Annotated in this window: 12 protein-coding genes and 1 pseudogene; 7 read left to right on the top strand and 6 right to left on the bottom strand. The window is 69.8% G+C overall.

Translation table 11 applies throughout. From position 1 onward, the window contains the following. The first annotated feature begins 313 nt into the window (after nucleotides 1-313). Nucleotides 314-3,049 (top strand): YncE family protein, encoded by a 2,736-nt coding sequence (locus WMF28_RS24495; protein WP_437595718.1) that lies wholly within the window; start codon nucleotides 314-316, stop codon nucleotides 3,047-3,049. Between the two features lie 97 nt (nucleotides 3,050-3,146). Here WMF28_RS24495 and WMF28_RS24490 read toward each other — a convergent pair whose 3' ends face one another. Both WMF28_RS24490 and WMF28_RS24485 read right to left on the bottom strand, forming a co-directional pair. Beyond that, nucleotides 3,147-3,581 carry a hypothetical protein gene (locus WMF28_RS24490; protein ID WP_437595717.1) on the bottom strand — a complete coding sequence of 145 codons (435 nt, stop codon included), beginning with the start codon at nucleotides 3,579-3,581 and terminating at the stop codon, nucleotides 3,147-3,149. Nucleotides 3,582-3,633: 52 nt separating this feature from the next. Further along, entirely contained in the window at nucleotides 3,634-4,923 is a 1,290-nt protein-coding gene (locus WMF28_RS24485; RefSeq protein WP_437595716.1) for a DUF6688 family protein, read from the bottom strand. Between the two features lie 404 nt (nucleotides 4,924-5,327). On the opposite strand from WMF28_RS24485, the gene WMF28_RS24480 reads away from it, so the two are divergent. From WMF28_RS24480 to WMF28_RS24470, 3 genes are all read left to right on the top strand, one after another. Further along, on the top strand, nucleotides 5,328-6,248 hold the full coding sequence (locus tag WMF28_RS24480; RefSeq protein ID WP_437595715.1) for a transposase: 921 nt from the start codon (nucleotides 5,328-5,330) through the stop codon (nucleotides 6,246-6,248). Between the two features lie 997 nt (nucleotides 6,249-7,245). Continuing rightward, nucleotides 7,246-7,485: a VF530 family DNA-binding protein gene (locus WMF28_RS24475; RefSeq protein ID WP_437595714.1), complete on the top strand. Its 240-nt coding sequence runs from the start codon at nucleotides 7,246-7,248 to the stop codon at nucleotides 7,483-7,485. A gap of 147 nt (nucleotides 7,486-7,632) precedes the next feature. Further along, complete coding sequence (locus tag WMF28_RS24470) at nucleotides 7,633-8,901, top strand: PH domain-containing protein (protein WP_437595713.1); 1,269 nt, start codon at nucleotides 7,633-7,635, stop codon at nucleotides 8,899-8,901. A gap of 145 nt (nucleotides 8,902-9,046) precedes the next feature. Here WMF28_RS24470 and WMF28_RS24465 read toward each other — a convergent pair whose 3' ends face one another. The 4 genes from WMF28_RS24465 to WMF28_RS24450 form a co-directional block, all read right to left on the bottom strand. Continuing rightward, nucleotides 9,047-10,561 carry a cellulose binding domain-containing protein gene (locus WMF28_RS24465; protein ID WP_437595712.1) on the bottom strand — a complete coding sequence of 505 codons (1,515 nt, stop codon included), beginning with the start codon at nucleotides 10,559-10,561 and terminating at the stop codon, nucleotides 9,047-9,049. A gap of 633 nt (nucleotides 10,562-11,194) precedes the next feature. Next, on the bottom strand, nucleotides 11,195-11,332 hold the full coding sequence (locus WMF28_RS24460) for a hypothetical protein (RefSeq protein WP_437595711.1): 138 nt from the start codon (nucleotides 11,330-11,332) through the stop codon (nucleotides 11,195-11,197). Between the two features lie 487 nt (nucleotides 11,333-11,819). After that, nucleotides 11,820-12,182 carry a protein kinase domain-containing protein gene (locus WMF28_RS24455; protein WP_437595710.1) on the bottom strand — a complete coding sequence of 121 codons (363 nt, stop codon included), beginning with the start codon at nucleotides 12,180-12,182 and terminating at the stop codon, nucleotides 11,820-11,822. 253 nt (nucleotides 12,183-12,435) lie between these two features. After that, entirely contained in the window at nucleotides 12,436-14,013 is a 1,578-nt protein-coding gene (locus tag WMF28_RS24450; RefSeq protein ID WP_437595709.1) for a cellulose binding domain-containing protein, read from the bottom strand. Between the two features lie 961 nt (nucleotides 14,014-14,974). On the opposite strand from WMF28_RS24450, the gene WMF28_RS24445 reads away from it, so the two are divergent. From WMF28_RS24445 to WMF28_RS24435, 3 genes and pseudogenes are all read left to right on the top strand, one after another. Continuing rightward, a complete protein-coding gene (locus WMF28_RS24445) occupies nucleotides 14,975-15,325 on the top strand; it encodes a hypothetical protein (RefSeq protein WP_437595708.1) in 351 nt (116 codons plus the stop codon). Between the two features lie 417 nt (nucleotides 15,326-15,742). Next, nucleotides 15,743-16,078: pseudogene (locus tag WMF28_RS24440) on the top strand (NAD(P)-binding protein); the annotation flags it as partial. A 112-nt stretch (nucleotides 16,079-16,190) separates the two neighbouring features. Next, nucleotides 16,191-16,271, top strand: a complete 81-nt coding sequence (locus tag WMF28_RS24435; RefSeq protein ID WP_437604304.1) for a WD40 repeat domain-containing protein — start codon at nucleotides 16,191-16,193, stop codon at nucleotides 16,269-16,271. Nucleotides 16,272-16,519 lie beyond the last annotated feature (248 nt).

Genomic DNA, 16,519 nt, shown 5'->3' with positions numbered 1-16,519 from the left:
TACGACGAAGATCGACTGAGCTCTTCGCGCCGCTCGGCGTCGGGCACGCCCTGGGCGCATGTCGTGGACTCGGCAAGATGCTTCCCGCCATCTGGCCATCCCAGCCTTTCCATGATAGCTCTGAAACTTGCGTCCATCCGTCTTTGTGCCGCGTTGCACGGGTCGACCGAGCAACCGCGCCGCGTCCGTCGAGGGGCTTTCCCGGGCGTCCCGGCGGGTGAGCGGACCTCCGTCCTTCCGGAACGGAGTCGGTCTTTCGGACGCCATGGGGGGTGGCATGCCAATTCGTTATTCCCGTCGACGTGCGGTGTTCATGCTCGTGCCCGTATGCGTTGTGGCGGCGCTCCTCGTCGTGAGCGCGCGCGCGGACGCCACGGCGCCTTCATTCACTCTCTTCGAGAGCGGGCAGGTCCGGCCGCTCGCGCTCTCCCCGGACGGTCGGCGGCTGTTCGCCGTGAACACACCCGACAACCGCCTCGAAGTGTACAGCGTCCACCAGGGCCGTCTGGTCCACCTGACCTCCGTGCCTGTGGGGCTCGAGCCCGTCGCGCTGGCCGCGCGCACCAACGACGAGGTGTGGGTCGTCAATCACCTCTCCGACAGCGTCAGCGTCGTGCGGCTCGGTCGCAAGGGAGCGAGCGGCCACGTGGACCGCACGCTGCTGGTCGGCGACGAGCCGCGCGACATCGTGTTCGCAGGGCCCGGGCGACGACGCGCGTTCATCACCGCGGCCCACCGCGGCCAGAACGTCCCGTTCGATCCGCAGCTCACCACGCCGGGCGTCGGCCGCGCCGACGTCTGGGTGTTCGACGCCGGAGATCTCGGGCGCTCCCTGGGCGGCGACCCGCTCGCCGTCATCACGCTGTTCGCGGATACCCCCCGCGCGCTCGCTGTGAGCCCGGACGGCAGCCACGTTTATGCGGCCGGCTTCCACTCGGGCAACCGCACCACCAGCGTCTTCGAGACGATGGTCCCCGACGGCTTCGGCCCGGGCGGCCTCTCGCCGCCGAGCACGAATTTCGAGCAGCAGCCCGCGCCGGAGGTCGGCATCATCGTCAAGTGGAGCGGCGCTCACTGGGTGGACACGGCAGGGCGCACCTGGGATGACGCCGTGAAGCTGTCGCTCCCCGACAAGGACGTCTTCGTCATCGACGCCATGGCGACGCGGCCCGCGCTCCGCCCGGGGCCCTCGGGGTCCTTCACGGGCGTCGGCACCGTCCTCTACAACATGGCGGTCAACCCTGTGAACGGGGCCATCTACGTCTCCAACACCGACGCGAACAACCTGGACCGCTTCGAGGGTCCGGGCACCTTTGCAGGGCAGACCGTGCGAGGTCACCTCCACGAGAGCCGGATCACCGTCATCGGCGCGAACGGCGTGACCCCGCGACACCTCAATCCCCATATCGACTACGCCGCGTGCTGCGCGGCCATCCCGAACCAGGAGAACGCCGCGAGCCTCGCGAGCCCCACGGGGATGGCGGTCTCCAGCAACGGCGAGACGCTCTACGTCGCCGCGCTCGGCTCGAGCAAGGTGGGCGTCTATCGGACCGCGGCGCTCGAGAGCATGACCGCGCCGACCGCGAGGTACCAGATCCCCGTGACCGGCGGGGGCCCCACGGGGCTCGTGCTCGACGAGCCCCGCCAGCAGCTGTATGTCCTGACCCGCTTCGACAATGGCATTTCCATCGTCAGCACGGCTCGGCGGGCCGAGGTCAACAAGGTCTGGATGTTCAACCCCGAGCCGGAGAGCGTCGTCCGCGGTCGCCCGTTCCTCTACGACGCGTCGTTCTCGTCGAGCCATGGCGACTCTTCCTGCGCGAGCTGCCATGTGTTCGGCGACCTCGACAGCCTGGCCTGGGATCTGGGCAACCCGGACGCTCCCGTGGTCGACCACCCGGGGCCGTTCGCTGATGATCCGCTCGTCAACCTGATCACCGGCGAGCCCATCACCCATCCGACGTTCCACCCCATGAAGGGCCCGATGACCACCCAGAGCCTGCGAGGGATGGCGAACCATGGCCCGATGCACTGGCGCGGGGACCGCACGGGCGGCAACGACGCGCCCTCCGCGCAGCCGGACAGCGGCAGCTTCGATGAGCGCGCGGCGTTCGAGAAGTTCCAGGGCGGCTTCACCGAGCTCCTCGGGCGGCACGCTCCCATCCCCGACGCGGACATGGAGGCGTTCACGGACTTCGTCCTGCAAATCACGTATCCGCCGAACCCCATCCGCGCGCTGGACAACTCGCTGACCGCCGAGCAGCAGAGCGGCTTCGAGGCGTTTCAGTCCACGCTGGATATCAACGGCAAGGCGTGCATCGGGTGCCATGTGCTCGACGCGGAGGCCGGGCTCTTCGGCACGGCGGGGCTGTCCAATTTCGCCCTGGAGACGCAGCTCTTCAAGGTGCCTCAGCTCCGCAATGCCTACCAGAAGGTGGGGAAGTTCGGCTTCCCGGCGGCGTTCGGGTTCATCCCCGGCGACAACGGCTTCACCGGAGATCAGATCCGCGGCTTCGGCTTCATCCATGACGGGAGCGTGGACACCATCTTTCGATTCCTCCACGCGCTCGGGTTCTCGACGCAGTTTCCGCCCGGGGGGATCCCGGACCCGCCGGGGGGGGAGGTGATCCGGCGCAACCTCGAGGCCTTCGTGCTGGCCTTCGACAGCAACCTGGCGCCGATCGTCGGCCAGCAGGTCACGCTGACCCAAACCAACGCCGCGGTGGCCGGGCCGCGCATTCATCTGCTGATGTCGCGCGCCGACGCCGGCGAGTGCGATCTCGTGGTGAAGGGGCAGATCGCCGGTCGAGCGGTCAGCTATCTCTATGTTGGCGCGGACGAGCTCATGGCCGATCGTCAAGCGAGCCCGACCGTATCCGGCGCCGCGCTCCGGGCGCGCGTCACGGGCGCCGCCGCCCGCCTGACCTATACCTGCGCGCCGCCGGGCTCAGGGGATCGCATCGCGATCGACCGCGACGCCGACGGCTTCCTCGACGGCGACGAGGAGGATGCGTGCAGCGATCCCGCGGATCCTGCCAGCACGCCGTGACAGGGCGGCATGCACCGGTCGAAGACGTCGTGGGAAGTGTCCCTATCGCGGACGGCTGCGCCGTGCCTGACCCGCGCTGCAGCAGGGCGGGCGTCGTTCACGGCGCTGCGGCGTCCGGGGTGAACGGCGTCCGGCCGTGCGCGCGCTCGCAGGGCTCGTCGCCCGGCCGGGCGTCTTCGTCGCTCTCGTCGAGGTAGGTTCGGCGCAATGCATGGACGATGCAGTCGGTGGTGGCGGCGCGAAGGGCCTGCCGACGAGCGTGGGCAGAGAGGGCCCACACCCGCGCCATCTCGTCCGAGGCGGTGACCACCCGCTGCCCGTCGGCGCTGAGCGCCGCAGACCGCTCGACGGTGCGCTCTCCTCCGAGCGGCACGTGCCCCTCGAACGCGTCGAGGAGGCAGAGCCAGTCGGCGTCGGTCGCGGCGCACCCGGCGCCGTTCAGCAGGTCGACGCAGGTGAGGCTCGAGGGAAGCACGAGCTCGACGGCGTTGAGCTCGCCGCCGAACCGGTGCGCGACTCCAGTCGCCGGCATCGTCGAGGCGGCACAGAGGGTCGGTCGTGACCTGGTAGCAGCGGCCCGGTGATCACCGGTACATGCGGTCGATCCGCGCTTCGGGGGCGCGCGGGTCGAGCAGCAGGAGCGCCAGGTAGAACGCCCACTCCAGGGGCTTCATCGCGAGATAGACGAGATCGGCGGCCCAGGCGGCGCCGATGTACCGGCTCACGGGCAGCCCGAGCCGATCGTAGAGGCGGCGCGCCGCGCGGCCGAAGCGCGGCCAGCGCTCGTGCAGGAGCTCCTCGAAGGCGTTCGCGATCGCGAGCTGGCGATTGACGAGGATCGGCGTGCCGCCGCGCCGACCGAGCCGGAGCGGGCGCACCAGCCAGGCGTGGCCGCGCGTCGCGACGGTGCACAGGTAATGGCAGTCGCCGGGGAGCGTGACGATCGGGAGCTGCGACAGGGTATATCCGCAGGTGCGGGTGAAGACCTGGAGCGCGGCCGCCGGATGTCCCAGCCAGGCCGCGTGAACGACGGCGTGAATCCCGAGGAGCAGCGGGGAAACCGCGAGGGCGCGCCAGAGCGTCGGCCGGTGGATCGCGGGCGGCGGCGGGAGCGGGGCCTGGGGCTGGGGCGGCCCCGCGCGATAGGCGGCCTCCGCAGCGGCGAGCGGGGCGGGCGCGGCGGCGAGCGGGGTGGGCGCGGCGGTCTCGACGCCCCGCCGCACGAGGCGCGCGCGCAGCTCGACGGAATAGAAGGCGACCGTGAGCACCGGCGCGACGCAGGGCAGGAGCAGCGGCGGCACGAGCAGGCCGCCGAGGGCCCAGAGGCCGAAGTGGACGGCCAGGAGGGCGTGGAGGGCGATCGCGAGGAGCAAGGCTGCGTGGACGAGGAGCTCGGCGGGGCCGAGGAGCGCTTCTGGCCGGCGCCGTGACACGACGTACGCGAGGGCGGTGAGGACGTGCAGCGCGAGCAGGCCGTAGACTTCGGGCTCGGCGAGCGGCCGGAACGCCGTGGTGCCGGCGTCGCAGGCCTGGACAGCGCACGTGTCGTTCGCCTCGTGGCTGTACGCCATGCCCCATGCGGGCAGGATGAGGAGCGCGAGCACCTCGGACGCGACCTGGAAGGGGGCGCGCCCGCGGCGCCGGATCGCGCGGTACGTCCATACGGTCAGACCGAGCCACCCCGCCAGGCAGAGCGCCACGGCGATGAAGAGCGCTCCGTCGAACGGCGCGACGGTGGCCGCGCCGAAGAGCAGCGCCGAGGGCACCGGAATGCCGTAGCCGGTGGCGACGAGGGCGGCGATGCCGGCGTCCGCGAGGGAGAACGGTTGCTTGGGTGGGGGGGGCGGCGGCTCGGGCGGCGGTTGCTGCGACATGCGTCCAGCATGGTAACGGCTCCAGTCGGGAGTGAGCAAACAGACCCGAACAGACCCGACCCGGGTTCAGACCCGACCCGGGTTGGACCCAGACGCGACCGGGTTGCGCGAGACCGACCCGGGTTCAGACCCGACCCGGGTTGGACCCAGACGCGACCGGGTTGCGCGAGACCGACCCGGGTTGGACCCAGACGCGACCGGGTTGCGCGAGACCGACCCGGGTTGCGCCAGACCGCGCCAGATCGACCGAGACCCGAAGACCTGACCCAGTAGCAACCGGGGGGCGGACGACCCCAGCTGGCGGCCGCCACCCACGGAACGCGGCCGCCACCCCCAGGAAGGGTGGCAACTCCTTGAGATAATTCACCACAACCCCGGCACGACATTTGTTGTGTGCGCCGGCCATGAGCCACCCCCGCGAGATCGCTCACGGCGCCACGTATATGATCACCCGTCGCGTCCTGCGTCGGCACCTGCTCTTACGCCCCGACGCCGCCATCACCCAGCTCCTGATTTATGCCCTCGTGGTCGCCGCGCGCCGTTACGGCCTCCAGGTCCACGCCCTCTGCGCGATGTCAACGCATCTTCACTTGATCGTGACCGACGTGACGGGCGTCTTGCCGCGCTTCCTGCAGTTCTTCCATCGCATCGTCGCGCTCGGCACGAAGGTGCTCCGCACATGGGAAGGACCGGTGTGGGACCACGAGGCCCCGAGCGTGGTCCGGCTGCTGACGCGCGCAGCGATGGCGGAGAAGATCGCCTACGTCCTGGCGAATCCCGTGGCTGCTGGCCTCGTCCGACATGCGCGTGAGTGGCCGGGCGCCAAGGTCGATGTGGGCGAGCTCGGTCGCGGCGTGCTGCGCGCGGCACGCCCCTCTGTGTACCTCGACCCGGAAAACCCTCTGTGGCCCGATGAAGTGACGCTTCCGCTCTCGCTGCCACCGGCTATCGAGCAGGACAGCGCGGAGGGCTTTCTCCAAGAGGTGGCCGCCGAGATCGAGCGACAAGAAGCGCGAGCTCATGCGGAGATGCAGCAGCATGGGCGCTGCTTCTTGGGCGCGGAGCGAGCCAGCAAGATCTCCCCCTACGAGCGCGCTACGAGCTTCGAGGCGCTGCGCGAACGCAATCCTACATTTGCGGTAGGCCGTGCGCAGGGTGACGCATGGCGAATCGCCGGTGCCGCTGTACGGGCGTTTCGCGCGTCATATCGCGCAGCGCTCGAACAATGGCATACCGGTGTGCGCAGCGTCGTATTTCCGGCGGGGACGTGGTGGATGCGTACGTTTCATGGCGCCAGCGTGATGGACGGCGTGCTCATGGTGTAGGCACTGGGCGAGCGCGCTACACACCCCGGTGGGCGAGGGCGAGCGACGGCTTCGGCACGTCGTGGTGGGAAACGCTCGTCTTCACAGCGTACTGCGTGCGGTCGACCACCTCGCATAGCGCTGCGCGGCTGCAGTCATATGAGGGATGCCACTCCAAGCGCGCACCAAGGGGCGCCAGCGATAACATAATCGTAGGCCCTGGCTGTCCGAACGGCGGCGACCACGAACGGCGGCGACCCAGCTGGAACGACCCAACCCGGGTTGGGAACGGACCGGGACCGGGACCCGCGACCAGGTTAGGCGACCCGGAACCCACCTGGCGGCGGTGGGACCAGTGGGACCAACCCGACCCAGGTTGCGGGTGGGCCGACTCGACCGAGGTTGAGGGTGGCTGGCCGGCGCTACCCGACCCAGGTTGCGGGTGGCCGGGTGACCCAGGTTGCGGGTGGCCCCCTCCGGCGACCCAGGTTGCGGGTGGCCCCTTCCGGCGTGGCCGCATAGAGGGAGTCGGCGTGTGAGCCGGCGACGCCGACCCAGGTTGAGCGAGGAAGGAAGGACGAGCCCCCAGGTTGAGCGAGGAAGGAAGGACGAGCCCCTTCCGCGCGCATCGCGCCGGCGGAAAACCATGGCCGAGCTGGACGGCACGTCGGATCCCGACGAGCCGTCCGGGCGTGGTGAGCTACGATCTCGCGGTGATCGACCTCGACTGTCCGAGGTGAGCCGTCGCGGACACGGCGGTCATGGTGCTCCCCGCCCGGGCCTGCCGGGTTGTGGACAGACGAGCCCCGCTGGCTCGCGGATCGGACACGCCACCTTCGCCCGTGCCCGCGGCGAGGGGCCACGCGACGCGGGCCACGTCCCTCCCGGTTTGCGCGAATTGCGCAACTCTGGATCCACCCGTGGCGAGCCTGCGCGTGCGGCGACGCGAGACGTGCTACATAGCAGGGATCGCGCCCGCCCCTCCGGCCCGATCCCCCCGCCGCCCCGCACAATCGATATGTCCCAGCCCCAGCCCAACAACCCGCTTCACGGCGTCACGCTCCAGAGGATCGTCGAGCACCTGGTCGCGCAGCACGGCTGGGAGAAGCTCGGGCGCATGATCGACATTCGCTGCTTCAAGTACGATCCCAGCGTCAAATCGAGCCTGCAATTCTTGCGGCGGACGCCGTGGGCCCGGCAGCAGGTGGAGGCGCTCTACCTGCGGGATGTGCAGGAGAAGGCCAAGCCCACGCCTTGACCAGCTTCATCCGCGCCGAGGGCATCGCGTATGCCGCGAGGCCCTCGTCGACCTCGCCCTCGGAGATCGCGGGCGCCCGACCCGCGCCCGCGTCGAGCCGACGTACATCGTCCGGGTGAGGGGCTGCCGAGCGTGTACGATGCTGGGGTGAACAGCTTGCGCATCGAGAGCGAGGGCGTCGCGTTCGTCCACGCGCGCCGCGCGCGCATCGCCGCGTGGGCCGTCCTGATCGGGGGCGTCGCGTTCACGGCCGCCGCGCCCGTGCTGGTCGTGCTCACGCAGTGGGCGATGGTCTGGGCCGTGCTCTTCCTCATCGGCCATCACACGTCCCCCGGGCGCACGCCCAGGCGAGGCTCCGCGCGCCCCGCCACGGTCGCGGTCGAGAAGGACGAGATCGTCGTCGCGCAGGCCGCGCGAGCGACGCGGCTCCTGCGCGCGCGCCTCGAGGCCGGCTGGATCGATGGGTTCGCCGGCCAGCATCACGTGGTGTTCCGGGACCGGGGCGGAGACGCCGCGTGGATCCGGGTGCGCGGCGCGGCGGAGGCGAGCGCGCTGCTCCGGGCCGCGGGCTTCGCCGCGGATCAGCACGTCTTCTCGACGCGCCTCGTGAGCGTGGCCGCGGAGCGGCTGACCCGCGCCGAGCGCGTCGGCCTCATCTGCCTCGCCGTCTGCATGGGGTATCCGACCGCGCCCATCGCGCTGATCGCGCTGTGGAGCGGCCCGGCGGCGCTCCTCGCGGTGACGCTCGCCGTGGCGGTGCCGCTCCTCGCCTATCCGCCGCTCCGGCTCCTCGGCGCGAGGACGGCGCTCGTGGGCACGGACGGCGTCACCATCAAGGGCTTCTTTCACCGGCGCCTCATCCCCTTTGCGCTCGTCACCGGCGTGTCTGCGGACGAGCGCGGCGTCTGGCTCGCTCACCCCGGCGGCGCACGCACGCTCCTGCCGACGATGGCGCGGATGAGCAAGGGCTCCGCCGCGGCGGGGTCGGCGCCCGCGAGCCTCGCCGCGAGCACCGAGGTGCTGCTCGCACGGGTGCGCGAGGCCATGGCGGCGCGCAGCGGCCAGGGCGCCGCCGCGCGCTTCGCGGCGCTCGATCGTCGCGGCCGCGCGCTCGCGGAGTGGCGCAGCGCCCTCGGCGCGCTCGTCCGGCGCGACGGCGGCGGCGGCTACCGCCACGCGCCCCTCGACGCCGACGACCTCGCCTCCGTCGTCGAAGACGGCGCGGCCCCCGTGGAGCGCCGCATCGGCGCAGCCATGGCGCTCTCGACGGCGCCGGACCCAGGCCACCGGCACCGCATCCGCATCGCCGCCGGCGCCTGCGCCGACGACGCGCTCGGCGCGGCCCTCGAGAAGGTGGCCGAGGGGGAGCTCGCCGAGGACGACGTCGAGCGCGCCCTCCGCGCGCGCGCTCGATGACCGCTCCGCCGAAGGAGCAGCCATCACGCCATAGCCTGCGGGGTCAGGACGAGATCGCCCGCCGGCCGCCTTCACGGCGCGCCGGCCGATCCGCCTTCATGTTCAAATCCGGCCACCACCGCGAGGGGTGGATAGGTATCGGACTCTACGGCGACAGGGTGAGCGAGCCCTCGTCGAGCGCGACCTCGTAGTAGCCGTGCTCGTCCCACGCGAGCGTGCGGCCCCCCTGCTTGAGCGTTCCGCCGCCCACCTTGACGCGCAGATACTTGCCCGGCGGGAAGTGGGCCGGCAGCGTCCACCTCCACGTCCTGTCGCTGCCCGACGTCATGGGCGTGACCGATGAGAGCACCTTCTGGGCGCGCCAGTAGGCGCCGATGTTGACCACGCTGTCGATCCACACGTCGCCGAGATCCTTTGTGTGCTGGACGTGATCGAGGAAGGCCCGGAGCGGTACGGGCTGATAGGCGCCGTCGCTGCCGCCGGTGAAGCCGTGCACCAGGACGGTGCGCCACCTGTTGGCGGACCGCGCGCTCGTGACCTGCTGATCGAACGTCGCCGTGGAGGCGCCGGTCGGGGGGATGAAGCAGGGCAGCGTGAACGGATCGGTCGAGTCGTTCGGGCCGATCAGGGCGTTGGCCACGCCGCGATTGATGAGGAAGCGCGTCCGCGCGATGTTCGAGTACACCGATGAGCCGTTCGGGGCCGCCATCGTCCACACCTTGACGCCGAACTTTTGCTCGATGAATTGCGTCGCGGCGTCCGTATCGGCGCCGCTGTCGTTGCTCGAGTGGCTCTTCGTGTGGTTGCCGAGCTCGTGCCCGTCCATCACCGCCCTCTGCCACACCGGATTGTTCGATTCGCTCTTGCCGGTCTGGAGGTAGAAGGTGAACGGCACGTCGAGCGCATTCAGCGCGTCGTAGTTCTGGATCTGGCTCGAGTTCGAGTCGTCGAAGGTATACGAGACGGCGCCCTGGAACCCCGCCCAGTTGAGCACGGCCAGGTTCCCGGGCGCGCCGGACGGCCTGGGCACGCCGCCGCCAGGCGGGACCGGGAGCCCCGAGCTCCCGCCCGGGGTACCGCCGCCGCCTCCCGCGCCGCCGCTGCCCCCTGCGCCGCCTGCGCCTCCTGCGCCGCCGCTGCCCCCTGCGCCGCCCGCGCCGGAGCTGGCCGAGGAGCTGCTGCTCGAAGCGCTGCTGCTGCTGCTGCTGCTGCTCGCCGAGGTCGAGCCCCCGGTCCCGCTGCTGTTGACGGACACGAGCGATGGCCTGCCGGTGCCGTTCGCGCAGAAGCCCCAGCTCGTCGTCGCTCCCGGGCTCAGCGAGCCGTTGTAGCTCTCGTTGGAGGCGATGAGCTGCTGCCCGACCGGCTCCGTTTTGCGCACCCCCCACACGTTGGTCACTGTGGAACCGTTGAGCGCGACGGTCATGCCCCAGGCGGTGATCCCGCCGGAGCTCGTGTTCTTCACGGTCACGTTCGCGCAGTACCCCGTCGACCACTGCGACTGGAGCGTGAGCTCCGCCAACACCGCGGAGTCCGCGCTGCGGAGATCGCTCTCCAGCGATTCGATCTCGTCGTCGTCGCCGTACGGGCCGCCGCTACAGGCGAGCAGGCAGCATGCGATCGCGACCGAGCCGTAGCTCAGTAAGCTGGTAAGACGCATAAATTTCTCCTTCGAGCGGCCGGATGAGCCGCAAGGTAATCGACAAGATGCTCAAGTAAGAATCTTATGTCAGCGTTTCACGCGCGAAGCGCGCAGCTCCGCGGGCACGGGTGTATGCCCGGGAAGCGAGCCTTTGATCACGAGCTGCGATGGCTAAAGATGTTATGTATACAAGATGGGCACCACGGCTGCTGTGCTCGCTGGATGTGACGAAGTATCGGCGGCGCCGACCCCGGGGGCCGGCACCTCCTCGACCAGCGCGAGATCCTCGACAGGCGTGGTGATGTCAGCCGCGGCGAGCTGGGTGCTACCGAAACCGCCGCGGTTGCCGCGAGGATTGCGATCAGTTCTACATGCTTCATCGTCGACTCCTTCTACATGGCGCGCGCGGCAGGGGTGCCACCGCGCGTGGCGATGCAAGCTGTACGCCCGTTTGGCCGGAACATTGGGTGATAGCGCCACTGTCACCATCGGGTTGAGCCCTAGGCCGCTGACCTCACGGCAGGGATCGTCGGTGATTCTGGTCCGCCCAGCGATCCCCGCCGGCGTGGATAGCGAGGGGAGTCTGGCGGGCCAGGCTCGTACGGGGCGCCTGGTGAACAATGGCATCGTCGCAGAGCGCGACCGATCGGATCAAGGCATCTTCAGAATGCGCGATAGATCGTCGACGATCCTCTTGGCGTCGCCGTCTTCGTGGTTGATGACGTGGCCCGGACGCGCACGAACGCGCCGCGCGCCGAGCAAAAGACGAAAGAGCGCCTTCTGTGTCAACCGCTTTTCACATCGAACGTGAATTCGCACACCGCCGGACCGCGGCCCACCGGTCGTCGCCGGGCCGCGGTCCAACAAGGGCGCTCAGCTCGGCGCGGCGGGGGGCGACTCCCGCTCCGCCGCGGCCCGCGCCGTGGTCGTGGGCCATGTCACGCCGATACGCCGTGGCGCGATGTCCTCCGCGCCCTGGTAAGGTCAAAGGACCACGTGCGTCTCGAATCCTCCGTCTCCCGTTGTCCGTCCCCCGTCCTGGTTCCGCCAGAAGCCCGGCCATGGATGGCCGGACTTCTGCGCCGCTTCGCGGCGGCTTCGGAGAGGCAGGTGCGCGGGACGTCGCCGAGAGCATAGCCCGCGCAAAGCCATTCCGACCTGACAAGAATTTTCCGCCAACGACCGGCAGTTCACATAATGTACAAAAAGTACGACCCACTGATCCGCCTACAAAAACCAACAGATCCAACGAGTTCACTCGGCTGTGTAAATTTGTCTACACCACGCTGAGCTCCCGGTGCAGGAAGATGTTCGATGGCTTCAGGTCCCGGGGGACGATGTGGAGCGCGTGCGCTGCCGCGAGGCCCCTCGCGACGTCCCTGCCGATGGCCGCGCCGAGCTCCGGCTCGACCCGGCGCCTGCGCGCGAGCAGCTCGGCCAGCGTCTCGCCCGAGAGCAGCTGCATCACCAGGAACGGCTCGCCGCCGGCCGTCTCGACCATGTCGTAGACATCGACGACGTTCCGGTGCGCCGACCAGACGGAGCCCATGGCCCCTTCGCCGATGTTCTCGACGAGCCTGTACTTGCCGGCGATCATCCCGCCTGCGTCGACGGGTCCGTGCGACTTCAGCTTCGACATGCGCCCCTCTCGCGGCGGAGCCAGCGCGCCGTGAACGGACCGCATCGGGTCGACCGCGCCGGACGCAGCTCGACGTCCAGCGGCGTCGATCCCATGCGAGGTGTCTCGCGATCGATTGCGGTCCGGTGACACGCTCGCCGCGGTGCAAACACGAGGCGTGCCGCGGGCAGCGGTGCAGCGCCATCGCAGCTTCGTGGACGCCGCGCCCGCGCTGGCCGCCGCCGCGCGCGGCCAGGTGAGCGGATAGGCGCGCTCAGGGAACGCGGCAATAGCTCGGGAAGCTCGACGGGATGCCCGACGCGTAGGGCTCGGGTCGACCCTTGTACGGATGGTCCTTCAGGAACTGCCAGCTCGACGCGGCGATGTCCGTCGGGATGCTGTGTCCGCCGCCGGTGTTGCAATCGATGGCGAAGCCGCCCTTCGCCTTGAGATCCGCCGCGAGCGCCGCGCTGGTCTGCGCGAGGTCGATCACGACCACGTCGGAGCCCGGCGCGCCGTGAACGGCCATGGCGGCAGGCGGGTTGCTGGGGTCCTGGAGGCCTGGCCAGCCGTAGCCCGTCTTGCCGCCCGAGTACGTCACGATGCTCGCGATATAGCTCGAGCGCGCGTACGCCATCCACGCGCTATGCACGCCGCCCGCGCTGAACCCGAGCGCGTGAATGCGGCGCGTGTCGATGTTGCGCTGCTGGATGGCGCACGCGAGCGCCTCGTCGGCGGTGTTGAAGTCGCCCACGTACCACACGTTGTTCAACGTGGTTTTCGTACCGTCCTTTCCTCCCTGACCATCGTACGCGTTGGGCGCAAGCACGACGCCGCCGCGCCTGGTGATATCGTCGATGGCCGCCTGGCCGAGGCCGGAGAACGCCTCTTGCGGGACGGAGCTCGTGGCGTGCCAGTAGATGACCACCGGAGCCGGTGTGGCGGACCTCTGGCCGGCCCACACGCGCACTTCGCGGCCGAGGAACTTCATGGTCCCGGTGGTGATCGTCGGGCACGCCTCCCGCGCGGTGGGCAGAGCGGTCGGCGCGCTTCCCGCGTCGCCTCCCGAGCCCGTGCTGCCGCCCGAGCCGCCGGCACCCCCGGAGCCGCCGGCACCCCCGGAGCCGCCGGCACCGCCGGCACCGCCGGCACCGCCGGCACCGCCGGCACCCCCGGAGCCGCCGGCACCCCCGGAGCCGCTCGTGGCGGCCCCGCCGGAGCCGCCGGAGCCGCCAGAGCCGCCGGAGCCGCTCGTGGTCGTTGCGCTGGAGCCGCTGCCCGTGCTGGTCGCGCCGGACGGCGTGCCGGCGCCGGTGACGGACACGACGATCGGGCGGGAGCTGCCAGTCCCGCAGAAGCCAAAGTCGGTGGCACCCCCGGCGGCGATCCGCGCGTTGCGGGCGAGCGCCGTCGCGGTCAGCAGCGCGCCGCTTCTCGAGAGCTCGGCATTCCAGGAGCTGGTCACCGTCGCGTCCCGAACGTCCATGACGACGGTCCACGACGTGGTCGCGCTCGCGCTGGCGTTCGACACCGTGATCTTGGCGCAGTAGCGGTTGCCCGCGTACTGCTGGTAGTTCACCGCAGCGGACAGGCCGTTGTCGAGCGCCACCTGCGATTCGTTGCCCAGCTCGGAATCGCCGGCATCTTCCGCGACGCACGCGCCGAGCACGGCGAGCATCCCGACCAGAGCGCACCCCGATAAACGGCGATGGCCTGCGCAGCGAGCTCCGGTCTGGCGAGCGCCTGCCGAGCCGACAGGCGCCTCCCTCCTCGCCCTGCGCTGTTCACCGCTCTCGTTTCGCGAAAGCGCGCCTCGCTGGAGCGAGAGCTTCGGCCAGAGTGCAAGGTTCATGGGAATCGCCTCCGTTCTCACAATGTCAAGGCCACGCGGCTGCGCCGGGCGCTGACAGGCTCGCGACCGAAGAGCGATGCGAGCACGTGCGGTACGAGCCTGTCTAGGCGCAGCCGCGGACGCCATCCGAGAGAAGCTGGCCAACGGCCGCTGTCAGCCCATGATAGCAATCGTCGAAACGGTCGCGAAGCAAAACCGAAAATCAGGACTCGAAATTAACCGCGGCTTCGTTCGAAGTTTCCGTGGTTCGTGCAAATGGTTCGCACGGTGTGAGAGAGGCGCTCCGATCTGCAGCGTCGATGTTCGCTCCGCGCCCTGCTCGAGGCCAACCTTTTTCTGCTCTTCCTTCTGCGATTTTGCGCGCCCTGATGTTTTGCCGCTCATCGGAGCGCATGGTGGCCGAGCGCCTGGTCCACCCTGGTGCGCGCCACGCATCGAGACGCTCATGGCGCCGCTCGGCTGCTTGTCGGTCTCACCACACGAGCGTCTGTATGTGTTCCGATGAACATCGGTCCGTCGCTTTGCTGCCTTTTGCGGCCGACCGCTGGCGATTCGCGGTGGCGAGACCGACTGAGCTTCTTGCCGGAGGCGAAGCTCGTGGCGCGGCGTGGGGGAGGGCCGATCGTGAGTAAGCATGAACAAGATGGAAAGCGGTAGGCCGCCTGAGGAGGGGCTGGTGGCGCGGTGTGGGGGAGGGCCGATGTCCGACGGGCATCGACATGAACAAGATGGAAGGCGGTAGGCCCCTGGGGAGGGGGCTCGTGGCGCGGTGTGGGGAGGATAGCCAGCGCAAAGCCATTCTGACCTATCAAGAATTTTCCAGAATTTCTGAAATGACGAGGCGGGGCTGGTGGAAATATCAATAATTTCAGTGGCTTATGACCGATTTACAGCCGGGCGAGCCTTGGGCATGGCCCAACGCGGACCCAACGGGCGACCTGTAGCCGCTGCCTCGCCCGGTGTGGACGGGGAGGCGGCGTCGTCGACCGCGCCAGTCGCTTGGCCGGGCAGCGCGGGGGCAACGGACGAGCTCCGGGCCGATGAGTTCAAGCGAACACGATTCAAGGCGCGCCTCCAGCGCGTCGCCGAGTTCAGGCGGCACGGCGCGCCGAAGCTGAAGGATGAATTTCTGCGCTACCTCCACGAGCGCGATGCCTCTTTCCTCCACACGCTCGAAGGTCACGGTGAGGAGAGGAAAGGGCTCCAGGCCCGGCAGGTCGATCCCTCTCCCGATTACAGTCCGCTCGTGCACAAGCAGCTCGACAACTTTGTGTTCAAGCCGTTCGAGGTCTACGCGCTGCGCGCTGGCTGAGCGTCGAGCGCCGACCGACCCTGCGAGTACCCCACGTCACGGCTGCGGCGCCTCAAGCCCGGAGCCATGCGCAATCGACGCCACTGGCGATGAGTCCGATGCGTCCACCAAAGTGGGTGAGGATGCGGCCGGGGGTGAGAGAAAGAGAGGCAAAACGATTCGCGGGTGCCCGCATCGAGCAGCCTCTCGGTCAGCGTCCAGATCTGAACGATACACCGCCCGGTGCGCTCGATGTACCATTCCATGACGCCCGTATCCGGGCGGTCCGGGCTGAAGAGCGTCGCCATCCAATCGTCCAGGCTCATCGCGACCTGACCCGCGTTGACACCGGGTGAGCGCGCGCTGACCACTCACGACGTCAGCGAGCTGGCGCGAGTTGCAGGGTCCGTGCGCGCCTGTGCGGCTTGCTGTTCCGGCATGATGGAGCGAGCGTGCCTCATGTCGAGAGGATCCCCGCCTCGGGGGCGATCGCACGGAGAGCTGCCGGTGCGCCCCGACGTCCTGGTGCTCGGCGGCGGCCCTGCCGGCGCTTCCGCCGCGATCGCCCTGCGTCGCCGTGGCATCTCGGCGCTCGTCGTCGAGCGTGCCGAGGGGCCGGGCGTGCGGATCGGCGAGCAGCTCGAGCAAGGTGCCCGGGTCGTCCTGGGCGCGGACGCGCGCCGAGACGCGCTCGAACTCCGCCTCGGTGGCGACGTCATCGGGCCGCTGCGCGGGCACACCGAGCGCGTCTACAAGGTAGCGTTCAGCCCGGATGGCCGCTGCCTCGCCTCGGCGAGCGAGGACCAGACGGTGAGGGTCTGGGACGTCGCTGCCTGCCGGGAGGTGCGCACGTTTCGCGGACACACCCAGGCCGTCAACACACGTTGTGTTCAGCCCCGACGGGCGCCGGCTCGCCTCCGCCAGCGATGATGGGACGATCAAGGTCTGGGAGGCGGCGCCGCGCTGAGATCGAGGCGCAGGAGGACGGCTGCATGGCAGGGGCAGGCGCGGGCGCGCTCCCGCACAAGCGGCTGCGCGACGGTGCGCCGGGGCTCCCGCGACACGATTGCCGTCCGCACGGGGCGGTGCTCAGCTCCAGGTATGCGATGGCGTATGGCTTGTGTGGGGCTGTGTGGGACTTTGCTGCTCGGAGGCGCAGGGTGTGGCGGTGATGGGGAGCCGCCGGCCGCGTCTGGCGCGGGCGGCGCAGGTGCA

The sequence above is a fragment of the Sorangium sp. So ce590 genome, from assembly GCF_051521365.1.
Classification (GTDB): domain Bacteria; phylum Myxococcota_A; class Polyangia; order Polyangiales; family Polyangiaceae; genus Sorangium.
This window is presented reverse-complemented; position numbering and strand designations above follow the sequence as displayed.

Excerpts from the sequence above, each read along its gene's own strand:
- WMF28_RS24495 (WP_437595718.1), top strand. The coding sequence starts at position 314 with ATGCTCGTGCCCGTATGCGTTGTGGCGGCGCTCCTCGTCGTGAGCGCG.
- WMF28_RS24490 (WP_437595717.1), bottom strand. The coding sequence starts at position 3,581 with ATGCCGGCGACTGGAGTCGCGCACCGGTTCGGCGGCGAGCTCAACGCC.
- WMF28_RS24485 (WP_437595716.1), bottom strand. The coding sequence starts at position 4,923 with ATGTCGCAGCAACCGCCGCCCGAGCCGCCGCCCCCCCCACCCAAGCAA.
- WMF28_RS24480 (WP_437595715.1), top strand. The coding sequence starts at position 5,328 with ATGAGCCACCCCCGCGAGATCGCTCACGGCGCCACGTATATGATCACC.
- WMF28_RS24475 (WP_437595714.1), top strand. The coding sequence starts at position 7,246 with ATGTCCCAGCCCCAGCCCAACAACCCGCTTCACGGCGTCACGCTCCAG.
- WMF28_RS24465 (WP_437595712.1), bottom strand. The coding sequence starts at position 10,561 with ATGCGTCTTACCAGCTTACTGAGCTACGGCTCGGTCGCGATCGCATGC.
- WMF28_RS24455 (WP_437595710.1), bottom strand. The coding sequence starts at position 12,182 with ATGTCGAAGCTGAAGTCGCACGGACCCGTCGACGCAGGCGGGATGATC.
- WMF28_RS24450 (WP_437595709.1), bottom strand. The coding sequence starts at position 14,013 with ATGAACCTTGCACTCTGGCCGAAGCTCTCGCTCCAGCGAGGCGCGCTT.